This is a genomic window from Lentzea aerocolonigenes (assembly GCF_000955955.1).
Lineage (GTDB): Bacteria > Actinomycetota > Actinomycetes > Mycobacteriales > Pseudonocardiaceae > Lentzea > Lentzea aerocolonigenes_A.
Genome location: NZ_JYJG01000463.1, coordinates 1 through 15,809, shown reverse-complemented (window position 1 = coordinate 15,809; position 15,809 = coordinate 1). Strand labels below are relative to the sequence as shown.

Genomic DNA, 15,809 nt, shown 5'->3' with positions numbered 1-15,809 from the left:
GCGCAACCTGCGGCACTTCACCTTCCAGTGGTCCGCGTCGGGCAACGTGGTGGTGGGCAACGACTTCGACTCCGACCTGAACCTGCACGGCGGCTGGGAACGCAACAACCTGTTCGAGAACAACAGCGTCAAGGTCTCGTACGGGCACCGCTCCGGCAACTGTCGCGCGAACTGCGGCGAGGAAGGCGGCGGCGGACCCGACGACTCGAACTGGTTCCCGATCTGGTGGGCCGCGGGCAAGAAGGCCGTGAAGTGGTCGGGTGCTTCCGGGCCGCGCAACGTGTTCTTCCGCAACGACATGACGAAGCAGCTGTCCACCGGCGGCGCGTACGAGCCGTTCTACCCCGACAGGCAGCGGATCTACCAGTTCGGCTGGAACGGCACCGCGTACAAGCATCTCGACGTCGGCGGCACGGCCATCGCGGACTGGGCGAAGAACGAGCAGCGCGACTACACCGGCGGTCACGGCGTCGACGTGTCCAAATCGGACTCGGCGAAGTCGCTGTTCCTCAAGAACATTCCGGCTGGTTTCACCGCTGGTGCCACCGGAGCGGGCGGGGCGGGGACCGCGGACTTCTCCACGCAAGTCACGGTCCCCGTGTCCAACGCCGATCAGCTTCGGACCGCTCTGGCCAACGCGAAGCCGGGTGACACGATTTCGTTGGCGGCCGGCACCTACCGCGGCTCGTTCGTCACGCAGAAGGCCGGCACGTCGAGCAACCCGATCACCCTGACCGGCCCGTCGTCCGCGGTGCTGATCAACGACGGTCCGTCCGGCCAGGCGCCCTCGTGCCCGGTGCCGACCGCGGGCTGGGACTCGGGCTACGGCCTGTGGCTGTACAACGCGCCGTACTGGAACATCAAGGGAATCACCGTCGCGGAGTCGAAGAAGGGCATCATCCTCGACAACTCCCACCACGTGACGATCGACGGCGTGACCGTGCGCAGGACCGACGAGGAAGGCGTGCACTTCCGGCGCTCCTCCGCGGACGGCGTGATCAAGAACTCGACGATCACCGACGCCGGCGTCGTCACGAAGGACTACGGCGAGGGCGTCTACATCGGATCCGCGAACTCCAACTGGAAGTGTCACGGCAACTCCGGCGGAGTCGACAGGTCGGACCGCGTGCAGGTGCTGGGCAACAGGATCGGCCCGAACGTCTCCGCGGAGCACATCGACGTCAAGGAAGGCACGCAGAGCGGCCTCATCAGCGGCAACACGTTCAACGGCACCGGGATCAGCGGCGCGAACTCCGGCGACTCGTGGATCGACGTGAAGGGTTTCAACTACCGGATCGAGAACAACACGGGCGCCTTCGCCTCGCCCGGCGTCTTCGCGAACGGCTACGAGACCCACAACCCGAGCACGACGCCCTCGTTCGCCAACGGGTGCGGCAACGTGTGGCGCAACAACAAGTCCGACTTGGGCAACGTCGGCGAGTACGCCGTCTACGTGTCCTCGACGTCCAAGTGCAAGGCCATGCCGAACGTCGTCCACGCCTCGAACACGGTGTCCCGTGCGAAGAAGGGCCTGACGAACGTCCCGGTCACCCCGTAACCACGGGGGTTGCAGGGGTCCCGATCGGTGTACGGCGGCGTCGCCGATCGGGATCCCTGGCTACACACTCGCTTTGAGCGCCCGCACCTCGTCCCGCAGTGCGCGGACCTCCTGCAGCAGCAGGTCGTCGTGCGTCGCGGCACGGGGTGCGGGCACGTGCTGCACTTCCGACTCCATCGCGCTGCACACGACCGCGATGAACAGGTTGAGCATCGTGAACGTGCCGACCATCAGGTAGCAGAGGAAGAAGATCCACGCGAGCGGCTGGTGCACCATCAGGTCGCGCATCACGTCCGACCAGCCGTCGCCGGTGGTGATCTGGAACAGGGTCAGCAGCGTCGGGCCGAGGCCGGCGAACCGCGGGTCGCCGGTGTCGCCGAACAGGTTGCTCGCGATCACGCCGCCGACGTAGAGCAGGAGCGTCAGCAGGCCGGTCAGCGAGATCAGGCCGGGCACCGACTTCACCAGCGCGGTCACCACGCGGCGCATGCTCGGCACCATCGCCACCAGCCGCAGCGCCCGCAGGATCCGCATCGACCGCAGCACGGACAGCGGCCCGGCGGCGGGCAGCAGCGCCACCGCGACGATCACGAAGTCGAAGACGTTCCACGGGTCGCGGAAGAACCGCCAGCCGAACGCGTACAGCCGGGCGGCGAGCTCCGCGACGAAGATCGCGAGCGCCAGGTGGTCGATCGTGCCGAGCAGGTCGCCGTGCTTCTCCACCAGGGCCGGTGAGGTCTCGGCTCCCAGCGTGATCGCGTTGACGACGATCACGCAGATGATCATCCACTGGAACCGCGTGCTCTCGACGACCTCACCGATGCGGGCGCGCAACGTCATGCCTCACAACTCCTTGCCGGGGGGACAAGGGCTCTATCGGCCTTCTCGGCGCCGAGCTGTTCACCCGGTGGTGTTGATCAGCTCCAGGCGGCTCGCGGTGCGCGCGAGGTCGAGAGCCCGAGAATCGTCACTGCAGCCGACGATCTCCTTCAGCGGGTGATCACTCACCAGGGTCAGCCTGATGTCCTTGTCCACCAGCACGTCCACGACGTTCGCGAACCGCTGCCGCGCCTCGCGGTGAACCGTTTCGAGTCTCGGCACGGCGGTGATCACCCAGTCGTCGAACCGTTTCGACCATTCCAGGTAGTCCTGTGTCGACGTCGGTTTCTCGCACAGGTCGCCGAAGTCGAACCAGACCTGGTTGCCGGAGTCGTCCGGCAGCGGCGCCTCGGTGCGGATCCCGCCGGTCTCGAACCGCGACCTCGGACGGCCGCGCAGCAACCGGTAGTCGGGGCCGCCGGTCAGTTCGACGACGTCCATGAGCTCCTTGACCAGCGCGATGCCCGGCAGGAACAGGTCGTGGTACAGCGGGTTCGGCAGCAGCCCGTCCGGCGGGTAGTTGGACGTCGCGACCACCATGGTCCTGCTCGCCCGCAACGCCTCCAGCAGCCTCGTCATCAGCATCGCGTCGCCGATGTCGTGCAGGTGGAACTCGTCGAACGCGAGCACGTCACAACGCCCGATCAGCTCGTCGACGGCCTTCTTCACCGCACCGCGTTCGTGCAGCCTGGCCGAGATGCGTGCGTGCAGCTCCTGGAAGAACGCGTGGAAGTGCACGCGCCGCTTGCGTTTGGCCGGCAGCACCTCGAAGAACGCGTCCGCGAGGAAGCTCTTGCCACGCCCGACCGGCCCGTGCAGGTAGACGCCCCGGCGCCGCTCCCCCAGCTGCTGGAGCTGCCCCATGGCTCGCAGCTGCGCCTCATCGAGCTCGTATCCGCTTTTCACCACGTGTGCACGAAGATCCACCGTTACCCCCGACGGCAGCCTACAAAGATCACCGGCCTGCCTGGTCCAGTGCGGCCTGCAGGGATTCGAGATATCCCTCACTGGTCACGGTCGCGCCGCTCACGGTGTCGATGTCCGCACTCTGCGCGTCGAGGGTCTCCTGCACAAGGATCGGCAACGCGCGCGCGTTGATCTGCTCGTCCTTGCGGTTGCCGTCCGGGTACTGCGGCACGGTGACCGCGGTGATCTTGCCACCGTCGACCGTGATCGCGACCTGCACCGGACCCCAGCGGGTGTCCACGGCAGGTCCGGTCACCGTGCCCGCGGCCGACGCGACTGGCTGGGTTGTCGTCGTGGTCATCGGACCGGACATCGAGGTGCGGTAGCCGAACAGCAGCACCAGTCCGGTGGCGGTGCCGATGAGCCAGATCAGGATTCGCTTCACCAGCTGAACTCCTCGACGTGAACCCGCTCCTCAGGTACACCGGCGGCGATGGAGGCCCAACGCACCGCCTCCGACCAGGGCGCGGGCCCGCAGACGTAGACATCGCGGCCGGCGATGTCCGGCACCAGCTGCCGCAGCGCGGTCACGTCGTCGATCGGCGCCCAGTCGCCCAGCCACGACTTCGGCGACCGGCGGTGGCCGGGCAGCTCGACAACGCGCAGACCGCGTTCGCGGGCCAGCACGTCCAATTCGCGCGCGAACAGCGGACGGTCCCGGAAACGGTGCAGCAGCACGGCTTCACCTGGCTCGTAGTCGAGCTCCTCCGCCAACGCGCGCAACGGCGCCATCCCGACGCCGGCCCCGATCAACGCCACTCCGCGCCGGGTGCGCACCCGTTCGGTCAGCCTGCCGAAGGGTCCCTCGAACAGCACCGGCGTGCCGGGAGCCACCCCGTTCAGGTTCGCCCGCACGGTGATGCGGAGGCTGCGGCCGTCGGGCGCGGCGGACAGCGAGTACGGGTTGCCGCGCGTCCAACCGCTGCGGTTCAGGAACCTCCAGCCGAGGAACTGCCCGGCCCGCACCGGCAGCCGGTCCAGCTCGCGCCCGGCCAGGTAGACCGAGACGACGTCGTGATCCTCCGGCACCACCGAGGTCACCCGCAGCCGATGCCTGGCGTTGCGCCACAACGGCACTCCGACCCGCCACACCAGGATCGCTGTCGCGGCGCTCGCCCAGAGGCTCCACCAGTAGACGGTCGCGGCGGTCGAGGTGAGGAACTCCTGGCCCGTCCACAGCTGATGCGGCAACGCGAGCCCGACCCCGAGGTAGCCGTAGAGGTGCAACAGGTGCCACGACTCGTATCGCAGCTTCGCGCGCGCCGCTCTGATGCTCGTGACGACGGTGAGGATCAGGCACGCGGTGCCGGCCAGCGCGAGAAGCATCGCCGGGTAGTCCGTGACGAGGTCCCAGAACTCCCCCGGCGTCTGCGTCAGGTCACCGGCCGCGTAGCCCCAGGTGATCAACACCAGGTGGGCCAGGACGAGGTTGAACGACGTGAAGCCGGCTTTGCGATGCACCGCGACCAGCCGGTCCTGGCCGAACGCCCGTTCCAGCAGCGGCAGCCGTGCCATCAGCAGCACCTGCACGAGCAGCAGGTCCGAGCCGAGCAGGCCGGTGAGCCTGCCGAGCGAGGTCAGGCCGGTCTCCCACACGCCGAGGTCGGTGATCCCGCCGCCGGCCGCCCACCAGTACGTGACGAGCAGCAGCCCGGCCCACAGCAGTGCGGTCGCCACGCCCCGTGCGCCCGCGTCGAGCGGACGTCTTCGCACGCCCGGCAACGTCGCGGTCACCCCTATGTCCCCTGACCGTTCGACTGCCCGTCCTGCTCACCCGGCGGTGTCCCGAACCTGCCGTCTCCCCTGCCCTGCCTGCCGCCGGGGAACCGGCCGGGCCGCTGGTCGTCCTGACGCACCTGGTTCGCGCCGTTGTCGCTCACCGCGTAGCCGAGGGCGAACCCACCGGCCCCGGTGAGCACCGCGAGGCCGAGCGCCCCGGCGATGATCGGCCCGGTGAGCCGTCGCGCGGGCTTGACGTGCTGGACCGGCGGGGCCGGTGGTGGCTCAGCAGTGGTCGTCGTGCCCGGCTCCCACCGGGATCCGCTGGGGGTCTTCGGGTCGGGTTCCATCAGGCGGCTCCTTCGCTCTCGACCGTCCCATCCTCAGCAGCGAGCCTGAACGCAACAGCAGAGCCAGCTGTGAGCTACCTGAACCGCTTACGATCAGCGGCGTGAGCAATGTCGAGGCCGACCCCGCGGAAGTCACCTGCACCTCGTCACAGCGTGAGTCTCTGCTGGGATCCGTCGAGGTCCTGGAGCCACGGGACGTGCCGCTGGGTGGCCCGCGCGCGATGTCGGTGCGCCGCACGTTGCCGCAGAAGCAGCGTTCGTTCATCGGCGCGTGGTGCTTCTGCGACCACTACGGCCCCGATGAGGTCCGCATGGACGTGGCCCCGCACCCGCACACGGGCCTGCAGACGGTCAGCTGGCTGTTCACCGGCGAGATCGAGCACCGCGACAGCCACGGCGTGCACGCGTTCGTGCGCCCCGGCGAGCTCAACCTGATGACCGGCGGCCGCGGCATCGCCCACTCCGAGGTGTCGACCGCCGCCACGTCCGTCCTCCACGGCGTGCAGCTCTGGCTCGCGCTGCCCGACGCCCACCGCGACGCCCCGCGCGACTTCCAGCACTACGCCCCACCGACCGTTCTTCTCGACCGCGTCTCGATACGGGTGTTCCTCGGTGAACTGGCCGGATCGACCTCTCCTGTGACCACGTTCACACCGCTGCTCGGCGCGGAGATCGTCCTGCCCGCGGGGGCAACGATCTCGCTCGATGTGCGGCCGGAGTTCGAGCACGGCGTCCTGCTCGACACCGGCGACGTGACGTTCCAGGAGACCGCTCTCACGCCCGGCGCGCTGGGCTGCGCGGGCACCGGCCGCAGCACCCTGACCTTGTCTTCCCGAGACGGCGCAAGGGTTGTGCTGCTCGGCGGCGAGCCGTTCGGCGAACAGATCGTGATGTGGTGGAACTTCGTCGGCCGCACCCACGACGAGATCGTCGCGTATCGAGACGACTGGCAGGCCGAGACCGACAGGTTCGGCAGCGTCGAGGGCTACGACGGCGCCCGCCTGCCCGCACCGCCGCTTCCCGGTGGCCGTCTGCGTCCGCGCGGCAACCCGGTGTGACTGTTGTCAAAAGTCATACTTCGGGACCATTGAAAATCACGTTCTGATCGCTTTTCCTGAGCGAGGCATCCACGGAGGTTGCCACGCGTCTAAGGGGGCATGACGAACGTGACACGAGTGGGCGCCGAGTCCGTCTTCGCCTTCATCGCCCCGTCCGGGCGCCCCATGCCCGTCGAGGTCGAGCTCGGTTACCGCGCCGACGACCCGCACGCCGTGACCATGACGTTCCGCATGGGACGCCAGGAGACGGTGTGGCTGGTCAGCCGCGACCTGCTCGCCGACGGTCTCATCACCAAGGCCGGCGCCGGCGACGTGCGCCTCAAGCCGTACAACTCGACGACCGCCGTGCTCGAGCTGTCGTCGGACGTGTCGCACGCGGTCTTCCACGTGCGCTCCTCCGAGCTGCAGGAGTTCCTGAACTCCACTTACGACGTGGTCGCCCCCGGTCACGAGAACGACCACTTCGACTTCGAGGCCGAACTGCGCAAGCTGCTCGACTAACTCACACCGTTGCGGATCGCGGTCGCGTACTGCTGCGCGGTCCCCTGGGCCGAGCACTTCTTCATGTCGTCGTAGAGCCACATGAAGCCGCCGACGATTCCGGCGGAGTTGCGCCACGACCGCATCTTGCTCTGCACGGTCGCGGGCGAGTCACCCGCAGAGCACCCCGACCCGTTCTTGCTCCACAGACCGGGATCCACCTTCATGCCGAGCGCGGAGTTCCACGTGGCCGGGTTGTTGCCGGACCCTCCCGCGTACCCCTGCAGGTAGACGCGGTCGACGATCGAGCCGCCGAGGTTGTTCTTGAGGCTCGCCCAGAACGACTGGTTCGTGTACGGCGCCAGCGTGAACTTCGAGTACCCCAGCCCAACGGCCATCCGCGCGAACGCCGCCGTCGGCCCCACCTGGTAGAACGACTCGTCGTCGTTGTTGATCGCGTCGGCGCCGGTGGCGTTCTTCAGGGCCTGGAAGTTGCGGTAGAGGATGCTCGACGAGCCGGTGCCCTGCGAGCTGATCAGCTTCGAGATGTTCTCCCAGTCCGGCACCGACCAGGCCCCGATCGACACCTCGATCCGGTTGACCGACGTAGGTGCCTGCTTCAACGTCCGCAGCCGCGCGGGCCAGCCGGGATCGCCGACGTAGCGGCCGTTCTGCACGACCGGGATGTCGTTGTAGACGAGGTCGCCGTTGGCGTGGACGTGGAAGCTCCAGAGGATCACGGTGGTGAACCCGGAGGCGCGCAGGGTGTTCATCACGGCCTGGCCGTCGGCGTAGAACGGGCCGCCGCCGTAGATCGCCGAACGAGACGCCTGTTGCGCGGTGGCCGGAGCGCTGAACGCACAGAGTGCGAGCACGACGGCGAGGAGAGCGGGGAGCAGGGGCCGCCTCATCACGAATGTCCCTTCGTCAGGCGGCGGCCTGCTCCCCAACATAGCGAGCCGGTCAGTAGCCGTAAATGAGGTCGTAGGCCAGCTGCGGGTCGAACTTGCCCGCCTCGACGCCCGGCGCCTTGCCGCACTTGCCGTCCGAGTCGCCGGGCACCTTGACCCACAGCAGCATCTCCGCGCCACCACCGGTGCGGGCCGTGGTGCCGAGCTTGCGGCCGCCGGGGTTGCACCACTCGCCGTTGTGCCCGTTGCCGTTGCGGCTGGTGTCGATCACGTACGGCTTGGTGTAGCCGGGCAGGTTGCCGCTGACGTTGTTGCCGTACGTCGTCGAGGCGGCCGTGGTGTGGTAGTTCGAGACGTTGATCGAGAACCCGCGGACGTTGCGCACGCCGGCCGCGTCGAGCCTCGTCGCCATGGTCTGCGCCGGGACCCACTGCGCGTTGCCCGCGTCGAGGTAGGCCCACGTGTTGGGCGCCTTGGCCTTGAGCTGCTCGGTCGCATACTTGATCATCGCCGTGCGCTCGGCGATCTTGGCGTTGTCCATGCAGTTGAAGTCGGCCAGCGAGTCCGGTTCGATCACCACGACCGCGGGACGAGTGCCGATGCCCTCGGCGAACTTGGCGATCCACGCCCGGTAGGCCTCCGGCGTGCCCGCGCCGCCGCCGGAGTGGCCGCCGCACGCGTCCCGGCCTGGGATGTTGTAGGCGACCAGGACGGGCAGCTTGGAGCCGGTCCTGCCGACGTACGCGCTGGTCGCGGACTTGATGTCGCCGCTCCAGGCGCCGAACCAGCGGGCGATCGGCTTGGTCGAGATGTTCGCCTTGATCGCGGGCTGACGGCCGTCGTTCGCGTGGTCGCGCACCCACACCGCGGGGTTGGAGTCGGGGTCGACGTAGAAGCCGTCGGTCAGGCTGATGGGGCTGGCGGCGTGGGCGGCCGGGGCGGCGGCCACGACGGCCAGCAGGGCCAGCGCGAGTGCTCTCATCATGCCCAGCACACTCGCGCGGGGCGCTTAAGGCGCGGTTAGCCGCGGTTGAATCGGCAGGCTGGCGCAGGGGTACCCCCGAGCTGGGATCCCCTCGCATCCCAACCTACTCAGCGGCACCGACAATTCCGGACTGCAGTGGCAGCAGCGGTGCGACGATCCGCGCGAACGGGCCGCTGCGGATCGTTCCACCCACCGGGCCGAGGAACGGCGTCTGCGCGTCCAAGGCGTCGGGCAGGCGAGCGTAGGCAGCCCAGCGTTCGTCCCACGCCTGGATCACGTCGAGGTGCCCGCCGGGGAGGAACCGGGTCAGGTGCACCCCTGCGACCTGCCCGGTGTTCCCCAGCAGCGGGAGCAGGCGAAAGCCGCCTTCCCGCCGCAGCCTCTCGATCAGCTCCGCGCTGTCCATCTCATCTCGCCGCCAACTCCGTGCTCGCCCGGTACGCCTTGACAGCCTGGTCGCGCTCGGATGAGGACCAACCGAGCGGATCGGCGATCAACTCCCCCACCCGCTCAGCCACGGACGCGCCGAAGTCCAGGTGCTCCATGGAGATGCGGGTCCGGCGGGCCAGCACGTCCTCGAGGTCCAAAGCGCCCTCGTGCGTGACCGCGTAGACGAACTCCGCCGCCAGATGGCCTGCGACTTCAGTGGCCAGCGACGGATCCTGCGCGATCAGGGCCAGCACGTCCGACACAGCCGAGCCGTAGCGCCGCAGCAGACGCTCCACTGTGGACGTGGGCAGGCCGGACTCGGCGGCGACTCGAGTCCGGTCCGCCCACAGCTCTTGGTAGCCGACCGCGCCGCACAACGGCAGGCGAGCGGTCAGCGAAGGCGCAACAGCCCGGCCCAGACCGGCAACGGCCGAGTTCACGACGTCCGCGGCCATCACGCGGTAGGTCGTGTACTTGCCGCCGGCGATCACGAAGAAGCCCGGTTCCGGTTGCGCCACAGCGTGTTCGCGCGACAGCTTGGCGGTGTCGCCGGACGCGCCGTCCAGCAACGGGCGCAGACCCGCATAAGTACCAACGACATCGTCGACGGACAGCGGCGACCGCAGCACGGCGTTGACGTGGTCGAGGATGTAGGAGACGTCGTCCGAAGTAGCCGCAACGGCAGCAGGATCGCCGTCATAAGGGGTGTCGGTGGTGCCGATGATCCAGTAGGCACCCCACGGGATCACGAACAGCACCGACTTCTCGGTCTTCGTGATCAACCCGCCGTCGAGCTGGATCTTCGAGCGGTCCACCAGGATGTGCACGCCCTTGGACATGCGCACGTGGAACGGCGGCGTGCCAGGCGAAAGCGAGTTCAGCGAGTCGGTCCACACACCGGTCGCGCTGATCACCCGGCGAGCGCGCACCGAGACAGACCGACCGTCAACCTCGACGACAGCACCGGAAACCCGGCCGCCAGACCGCGTCAAGGACGTCACCCGCGCTCGCGACAACACCGTGGCGCCGTGCTGGGCAGCGGTGCGAACGAGGGTCAGCACCAGGCGCGCGTCGTCCATCTGCGCGTCGTAGTACCGAATCGCACCGGCGAACTTCGACACGTCGAGCGAGGGCCCGACCTGAGCCATCCGGGAACGGGACAGGTGCCGGTGCATCGGCACCGCACCCGCGCCACCCATCGTGTCGTACAGCAGCACACCGGCGCCGACGTAAGCGCGCTCCCACTGCTTCTCCAGCGGGAAGAGGAACGGCACCGGCCGCACCAGGTGCGGTGCGAGCCGGCGCAGCAGCAGGCCGCGTTCCTTCAGAGCTTCCCGGACCAGCTTGAACTCCAGCTGCTCCAGGTACCGCAGCCCGCCGTGGACGAGCTTGCTGGACCGGCTCGACGTGCCCGCCGCCCAGTCGTGTGCTTCGACCAGCGCGACGGAGAGGCCTCTCGACGCGGCGTCAAGAGCAGCGCCCGCGCCGACCACACCACCTCCGACCACGAGCACGTCGAACTCCGTCGAGCCCAACGATTCGACCGCGTCAGCACGCCGAGCCGGATCCAGCCTTGCGAACAACTTCAGCTCCTAAGGAAGAAACCTTCAGCGGACGTCGGAGTCGACCCAGTCGAACGACTTGGTGACTGCCTTCTTCCAGTTGCGGTACTCGCGCTCGCGCTCGTCGGCGTCCAGCTCGGGCGTCCAGCGCTTGTCCTCGGCCCAGTTGGCGCGCAGCTCGTCGAGCGACGACCAGTAGCCGACAGCGAGACCAGCGGCGTACGCGGCACCGAGAGCGGTCGTCTCGGCGACGACCGGACGCACCACCGGCACGTCCAGAACGTCAGCCTGGAACTGCATCAGCAGCTCGTTCTGGACCATGCCGCCGTCGACCTTCAGCTCGGTCAGCGGCACACCGGAGTCGGCGTTCATCGCGTCCAGGACCTCGCGGGTCTGGAACGCCGTCGCCTCCAGCACGGCACGCGCCAGGTGGCCCTTGTTCACGAACCGCGTGAGGCCGACGACCGCACCACGAGCGTCGGCACGCCAGTAAGGCGCGAACAGACCGGAGAACGCGGGCACGAAGTACGCGCCACCGTTGTCCTCGACCGACCTGGCCAGCGTCTCGATCTCCGGCGCCGACGAGATGATGCCGAGGTTGTCGCGCAGCCACTGCACCAGCGAGCCGGTGACCGCGATCGAACCCTCGAGCGCGTAGACCGGAGCCTCGTCGCCGATCTTGTAGCAGACCGTCGTCAGCAGGCCGTTCTTCGACGCGACCTTCTCCGTGCCCGTGTTCAGGAGCATGAAGTTGCCGGTGCCGTAGGTGTTCTTGGCGGTGCCGGGCTCGTAGCAGGCCTGGCCGAACGTCGCCGCCTGCTGGTCGCCGAGGATGCCCGCGATCGGCACACCCTTCAGCACTCCGCCGGGGCCGCCGTTGCCGTAGACCTCCGAGGAGGAACGGATCTCCGGCAGCATGGACACCGGAATGCCCATCTCGCCGGCGATCTCGGTGTCCCACTGCAGCGTGTCGAGGTCCATCAGCATGGTCCGCGACGCGTTGGTGACGTCAGTGGCGTGCACACCGCCGTTGGGGCCGCCGGTGAGGTTCCACAGCGTCCACGTGTCGGTGTTGCCGAACAGGAGGTCGCCCGCCTCGGCACGCTCACGGGCGCCCTCGACGTTGTCCAGGATCCAGCGGATCTTGGGGCCGGAGAAGTAGGTCGCCAGCGGCAGGCCGACCTTCGCCTTGTAGCGCTCCGCACCGCCGCCGAGAGCACCGAGCTCCTCGACGATGGCCTGCGTGCGGGTGTCCTGCCAGACGATCGCGTTGTAGACGGGCTCGCCGGTGTTCTTGTCCCACACCACCGCGGTCTCGCGCTGGTTGGTGATGCCGACGGCGGCGAGGTCACCGGTGTTCAGGTCGGCGGCGGCGAGCGCCTGGCCGATCACGAACCGGGTGTTCTCGGAGATCTCCACCGGGTTGTGCTCGACCCAGCCGGCCCGCGGGAAGATCTGCTCGTGCTCCTTCTGGCCCACGGCGACGATGGAGCCGCTGTGGTCGAAGATGATCGCCCTGGTGCTGGTCGTGCCCTGGTCGACGGCGAGAACGTACTGCGTCATCGAAGTTTGTCCTTTCAGGATGGTCAGAACACGAGCGAGGCGACGACACCGGCGATGGCACCGCCGACGATCGGGCCCACCACCGGCACCCAGGAGTAACCCCAGTCGGAGTCCTTCTTGCCGATGGCCTCACCGTCGGTGCCCTTGTAGGAGAGCGGCAGCAGGGCGTGCGCGATGCGCGGGCCGAGGTCGCGAGCCGGGTTGATCGCGTAGCCGGTGGGGCCACCGAGCGACGCACCGATACCGACGACCAGCAGGGCGGCGGCCAGCGGGCCGATCTGGGTCGGGGTCTTGCCGAACGCGAGGATCACGAAGACCAGGACGAACGTGCCGATGACCTCGCACACCAGGTTCCAGGTGTAGCTGCGGATCGCCGGACCGGTGGAGAACACCGCGAGCTTGAGGCCCTCGTCGGGCGTCTCGTCGAAGTGCGGCTTGTACGCGAGCCACGCCAGCACGGCACCGAGGAACGCACCGATCAGCTCACCGGCGAAGTACACGACCGTCGAGCCGAAGCCGACGGGAACACCAGGGGCGTACTCGGCCGCACCGCTGGTCAGAATGCCGACGGTGACCGCCGGGTTGAGGTGCGCACCCGACTTGTAGGCGACGTACACACCGGCGAAGACACCGAGGCCCCAGCCGAAGTTGATCAACAGCCAGCCGCCGTCGAATCCCTTCGACTTGGCGAGCAGCACGTTGGCCACCACACCCGCACCCAGCAACAGCAGGACGCCCGTACCGAGCACCTCGCTGAGGAACACTGACCCGAGACCCACGCTGGCCTCCATTCATCTTTGAACGGCTGATCACCCGGCGGTGATGATTGCCGGGAACGTAATGACCCACGTCACGCCTGCTCAACGGGCACGTTTCGACAATGTCGACAGCCAGGGCCGGCCAAGGTGTGACCAATCGGTCACTCTGCGCTAAAACCCCGGTTTTCCAGGGGTTTTGCGACGACGCTCCAGGTCACGCCGCACGCGGAGCTGTTCGACATTGCCGACACGGGTCGTCTCAATTACGTTTGCCGCCGTGCCGGGACCCATCCAGTCGATAGAACGCGCCGCAGCCGTGCTGCGGCTGCTCGCGCGTGGCTCCGGCCATCACGGTCTCACGGAGATAGCCGACTCGCTCGGTCTCGCCCGCGGCACCGCGCACGGGATTCTCCGCACCCTGCAACGGGTCGAGTTCGTCGAACAGGACCAGGCGACGGGCCGCTACCGGCTCGGTGCGGCCCTGCTGCACCTGGGCACGTCCTACCTGGACGCGAACGAGCTGCGTTCCCGATCGATCAACTGGGCCGACACGCTGGCCGCGCGGTCCGGCCAGGAGGTGCGGATCGGCATGCACCACGACGGCGCCGTGCTCGTCGTGCACCACGTTTTCCGGCCGGATGACTCCGTGCAGACGCTCGGCATCGGTGCGATGCTTCCCTTGCACGCGACGGCACTGGGCAAAGTGCTGCTCGCCTACGACCCGGACCTGTCGGCGGCCGCACGCCGGCGGGAGCTGACGTCGTTGACGCGCAGGACGATCACGCGCACCCAGGCGCTGGAACGGGTGCTGACCGAGGTGCGCGCGCAGGGCTGGGCGGGTGAGGCCGAGGAGTACATGCCGGGTGAGGCGAGCATCGCCGCGCCCATCCGGATTCCCGGTGGCCTGGTCGTCGGCGCGATCGGCATCTCCGGCCCGGTCGACCGGCTGTGCGACTCCGCCGGACGGCCGCGCGCGACGCTGGTCCGCCAGGTCTCCCAAGCTGCTGAGTCCGTAACCACGTCCCTGGTCGACGAGAACTGAAAGGCGCGCCGTGCAACGGTTTGTGATGGCGATCGACCAGGGGACGACGTCGACGCGCTGCATCGTGTTCGACCAGAACGCCCGGCTGGTCGCGGTCGCGCAGCGCGAACACCGGCAGTACCACCCGCGGCCCGGCTGGGTCGAGCAGGACGCCGTGGAGATCTGGCGCAACGTCGACCGGATCATGCCGCAGGCGTTGCGGCAGGCCGGGATCACGGCCGAGCAGGTCGTCGCCATGGGCATCACGAACCAGCGCGAGACGTTCGTGCTGTGGGACCGGCACACCGGCGTTCCGGTCGGGCGGGCAATTGTCTGGGAGGACATCCGGACCGAGGAGCTCGTTGCCCAGCTTGAGAAACAGCCCGGCATCGAGGAGGTCCGCGAACGCTGCGGCCTGCCGTTGGCGACCTACTTCTCGGCACCGTCGTTGCGGTGGATGCTCGACAACGTGGCCGGGTTGCGCGCTCGCGCGGAGCGTGGCGACGTGCTGTTCGGCACGATGGACACCTGGCTGATCTGGAACCTCACCGGCGGTGTCAACGGCGGCCTGCACGTCACGGACGTCACCAACGCGTCGCGGACCATGCTGATGAACCTCTCGACGCGGCAATGGGATCCGATGCTGCTGGACTTCTTCGGGGTGCCCGCGGCGATGCTGCCGGAGATCCGGCCCTCTTCGGAGATCAGCGGCACGACCACGCGCGTGGTGCCGGGCATCTCGATCACCGCGGCTTTGGGCGACCAGCACGCGGCGTTGTTCGGGCAGACGTGCTTCGAGAAGGGGTCGATCAAGGGCACGTACGGCACCGGCGGCTTCCTGCTGATGAACACCGGCAACGAGCTGGTGCGGTCGAAGCACGGGTTGCTGACGACGATCGGCTACCAGATCGGCGCGGAACCCACGTACGCGCTGGAAGGCTCGATCGCCGTGGCCGGGTCCCTGGTGCAGTGGTTCCGCGACAACCTCGGGCTGATCCACTCCGCGCCGGAGATCGAGACGCTGGCGCGCACGGTGGAGAACAACGGCGGCTGCTACATCGTGCCAGCGTTCTCCGGGCTGTTCGCGCCGCACTGGCTCGCGCAGGCACGCGGGCTCGTCGTGGGGCTGACCTCGTACATCAACAAGGGGCACCTGGCGCGGGCGGTGCTGGAGGCGACCGGCTGGCAGACGCGGGAGGTCGTCGACGCGATGAACGCCGACCTCGGGGCGCCCACGCCTGTTTTGAAGGTGGACGGCGGGATGACCGCCGACCACCTGTTGATGCAGTTCATCGCGGATGTGCTGGACATCCCGGTGATGCGGCCGCTCGTTGCCGAGACCGTGTCACTGGGTGCCGCCTACGCCGCCGGGCTCGCCGCCGGATATTGGCCGGACCTGGAGGGGCTGCGCCGCAACTGGCATCTGGCCGCGCGGTGGAACCCGGTGATGGACCCCCAGCACCGCGAGGACGAGTACGCGAACTGGAAGCGCGCCGTAGAACTCACGTTCGCCTGGGCCCGCTCCACTCCGTCCACATAGGTCTTCTGGCGTCTGCAAGTACCACCAACT

At 68.4% G+C, this 15,809-nt stretch carries 16 protein-coding genes; 5 read left to right on the top strand and 11 right to left on the bottom strand.

Annotated features, from left to right (window positions below; genetic code table 11):
* Nucleotides 1-7: 7 nt before the first annotated feature.
* Nucleotides 8-1,558, top strand: coding sequence for a right-handed parallel beta-helix repeat-containing protein (locus UK23_RS43690; RefSeq protein ID WP_231114955.1), 1,551 nt, complete (start codon nucleotides 8-10; stop codon nucleotides 1,556-1,558).
* A 60-nt stretch (nucleotides 1,559-1,618) separates the two neighbouring features.
* Here the strand turns inward: UK23_RS43690 and UK23_RS43685 are convergent, their stop codons facing one another.
* Genes UK23_RS43685 through UK23_RS43665 form a run of 5 tightly spaced genes read right to left on the bottom strand, consistent with a single transcriptional unit; the run spans nucleotide 1,619 to nucleotide 5,472 of the window.
* Entirely contained in the window at nucleotides 1,619-2,398 is a 780-nt protein-coding gene (locus UK23_RS43685) for an ion transporter (RefSeq protein WP_045317721.1), read from the bottom strand.
* A gap of 60 nt (nucleotides 2,399-2,458) precedes the next feature.
* Nucleotides 2,459-3,346: a cell division protein ZapE gene (gene zapE, locus UK23_RS43680; RefSeq protein WP_052685573.1), complete on the bottom strand. Its 888-nt coding sequence runs from the start codon at nucleotides 3,344-3,346 to the stop codon at nucleotides 2,459-2,461.
* A gap of 46 nt (nucleotides 3,347-3,392) precedes the next feature.
* On the bottom strand, nucleotides 3,393-3,788 hold the full coding sequence (locus UK23_RS43675) for an FMN-binding protein (protein WP_045317720.1): 396 nt from the start codon (nucleotides 3,786-3,788) through the stop codon (nucleotides 3,393-3,395).
* The gene (locus tag UK23_RS43670; protein ID WP_231114954.1) at nucleotides 3,785-5,116 is read right to left on the bottom strand and encodes a ferric reductase-like transmembrane domain-containing protein; all 1,332 of its coding nucleotides are present in this window, start codon (nucleotides 5,114-5,116) and stop codon (nucleotides 3,785-3,787) included. The genes UK23_RS43675 and UK23_RS43670 overlap by 4 nt, the downstream gene beginning before the upstream one ends.
* Nucleotides 5,117-5,139: 23 nt before the next feature.
* Nucleotides 5,140-5,472 (bottom strand): hypothetical protein, encoded by a 333-nt coding sequence (locus UK23_RS43665; RefSeq protein ID WP_045317718.1) that lies wholly within the window; start codon nucleotides 5,470-5,472, stop codon nucleotides 5,140-5,142.
* A 101-nt stretch (nucleotides 5,473-5,573) separates the two neighbouring features.
* On the opposite strand from UK23_RS43665, the gene UK23_RS43660 reads away from it, so the two are divergent.
* The gene (locus UK23_RS43660; RefSeq protein ID WP_045317717.1) at nucleotides 5,574-6,530 is read left to right on the top strand and encodes a pirin family protein; all 957 of its coding nucleotides are present in this window, start codon (nucleotides 5,574-5,576) and stop codon (nucleotides 6,528-6,530) included.
* 99 nt (nucleotides 6,531-6,629) lie between these two features.
* A complete protein-coding gene (locus UK23_RS43655) occupies nucleotides 6,630-7,031 on the top strand; it encodes an SsgA family sporulation/cell division regulator (RefSeq protein WP_045317716.1) in 402 nt (133 codons plus the stop codon).
* Here UK23_RS43655 and UK23_RS43650 read toward each other — a convergent pair.
* From UK23_RS43650 to UK23_RS43630, 6 genes are all read right to left on the bottom strand, one after another.
* Nucleotides 7,028-7,921 carry a hypothetical protein gene (locus UK23_RS43650; RefSeq protein WP_052685572.1) on the bottom strand — a complete coding sequence of 298 codons (894 nt, stop codon included), beginning with the start codon at nucleotides 7,919-7,921 and terminating at the stop codon, nucleotides 7,028-7,030. The genes UK23_RS43655 and UK23_RS43650 overlap by 4 nt on opposite strands.
* Nucleotides 7,922-7,973: 52 nt before the next feature.
* Nucleotides 7,974-8,906, bottom strand: a complete 933-nt coding sequence (locus tag UK23_RS49465) for a glycoside hydrolase family 6 protein (protein WP_052685571.1) — start codon at nucleotides 8,904-8,906, stop codon at nucleotides 7,974-7,976.
* A 103-nt stretch (nucleotides 8,907-9,009) separates the two neighbouring features.
* Nucleotides 9,010-9,312, bottom strand: coding sequence for a hypothetical protein (locus UK23_RS43645; protein WP_045317714.1), 303 nt, complete (start codon nucleotides 9,310-9,312; stop codon nucleotides 9,010-9,012).
* 1 nt (nucleotide 9,313) lies between these two features.
* A complete protein-coding gene (gene glpD / locus UK23_RS43640) occupies nucleotides 9,314-10,918 on the bottom strand; it encodes a glycerol-3-phosphate dehydrogenase (RefSeq protein ID WP_045317713.1) in 1,605 nt (534 codons plus the stop codon).
* 24 nt (nucleotides 10,919-10,942) lie between these two features.
* Entirely contained in the window at nucleotides 10,943-12,460 is a 1,518-nt protein-coding gene (gene glpK, locus UK23_RS43635) for a glycerol kinase GlpK (protein ID WP_045317712.1), read from the bottom strand.
* Nucleotides 12,461-12,483: 23 nt separating this feature from the next.
* The gene (locus tag UK23_RS43630; protein WP_045317711.1) at nucleotides 12,484-13,239 is read right to left on the bottom strand and encodes an MIP/aquaporin family protein; all 756 of its coding nucleotides are present in this window, start codon (nucleotides 13,237-13,239) and stop codon (nucleotides 12,484-12,486) included.
* 256 nt (nucleotides 13,240-13,495) lie between these two features.
* Here UK23_RS43630 and UK23_RS43625 point away from each other — a divergent pair, with 256 nt between their 5' ends.
* Both UK23_RS43625 and glpK (UK23_RS43620) read left to right on the top strand, forming a co-directional pair.
* Nucleotides 13,496-14,260 carry an IclR family transcriptional regulator gene (locus UK23_RS43625; RefSeq protein WP_045317710.1) on the top strand — a complete coding sequence of 255 codons (765 nt, stop codon included), beginning with the start codon at nucleotides 13,496-13,498 and terminating at the stop codon, nucleotides 14,258-14,260.
* 25 nt (nucleotides 14,261-14,285) lie between these two features.
* Entirely contained in the window at nucleotides 14,286-15,779 is a 1,494-nt protein-coding gene (gene glpK, locus UK23_RS43620; protein ID WP_045317709.1) for a glycerol kinase GlpK, read from the top strand.
* Nucleotides 15,780-15,809: the final 30 nt, after the last annotated feature.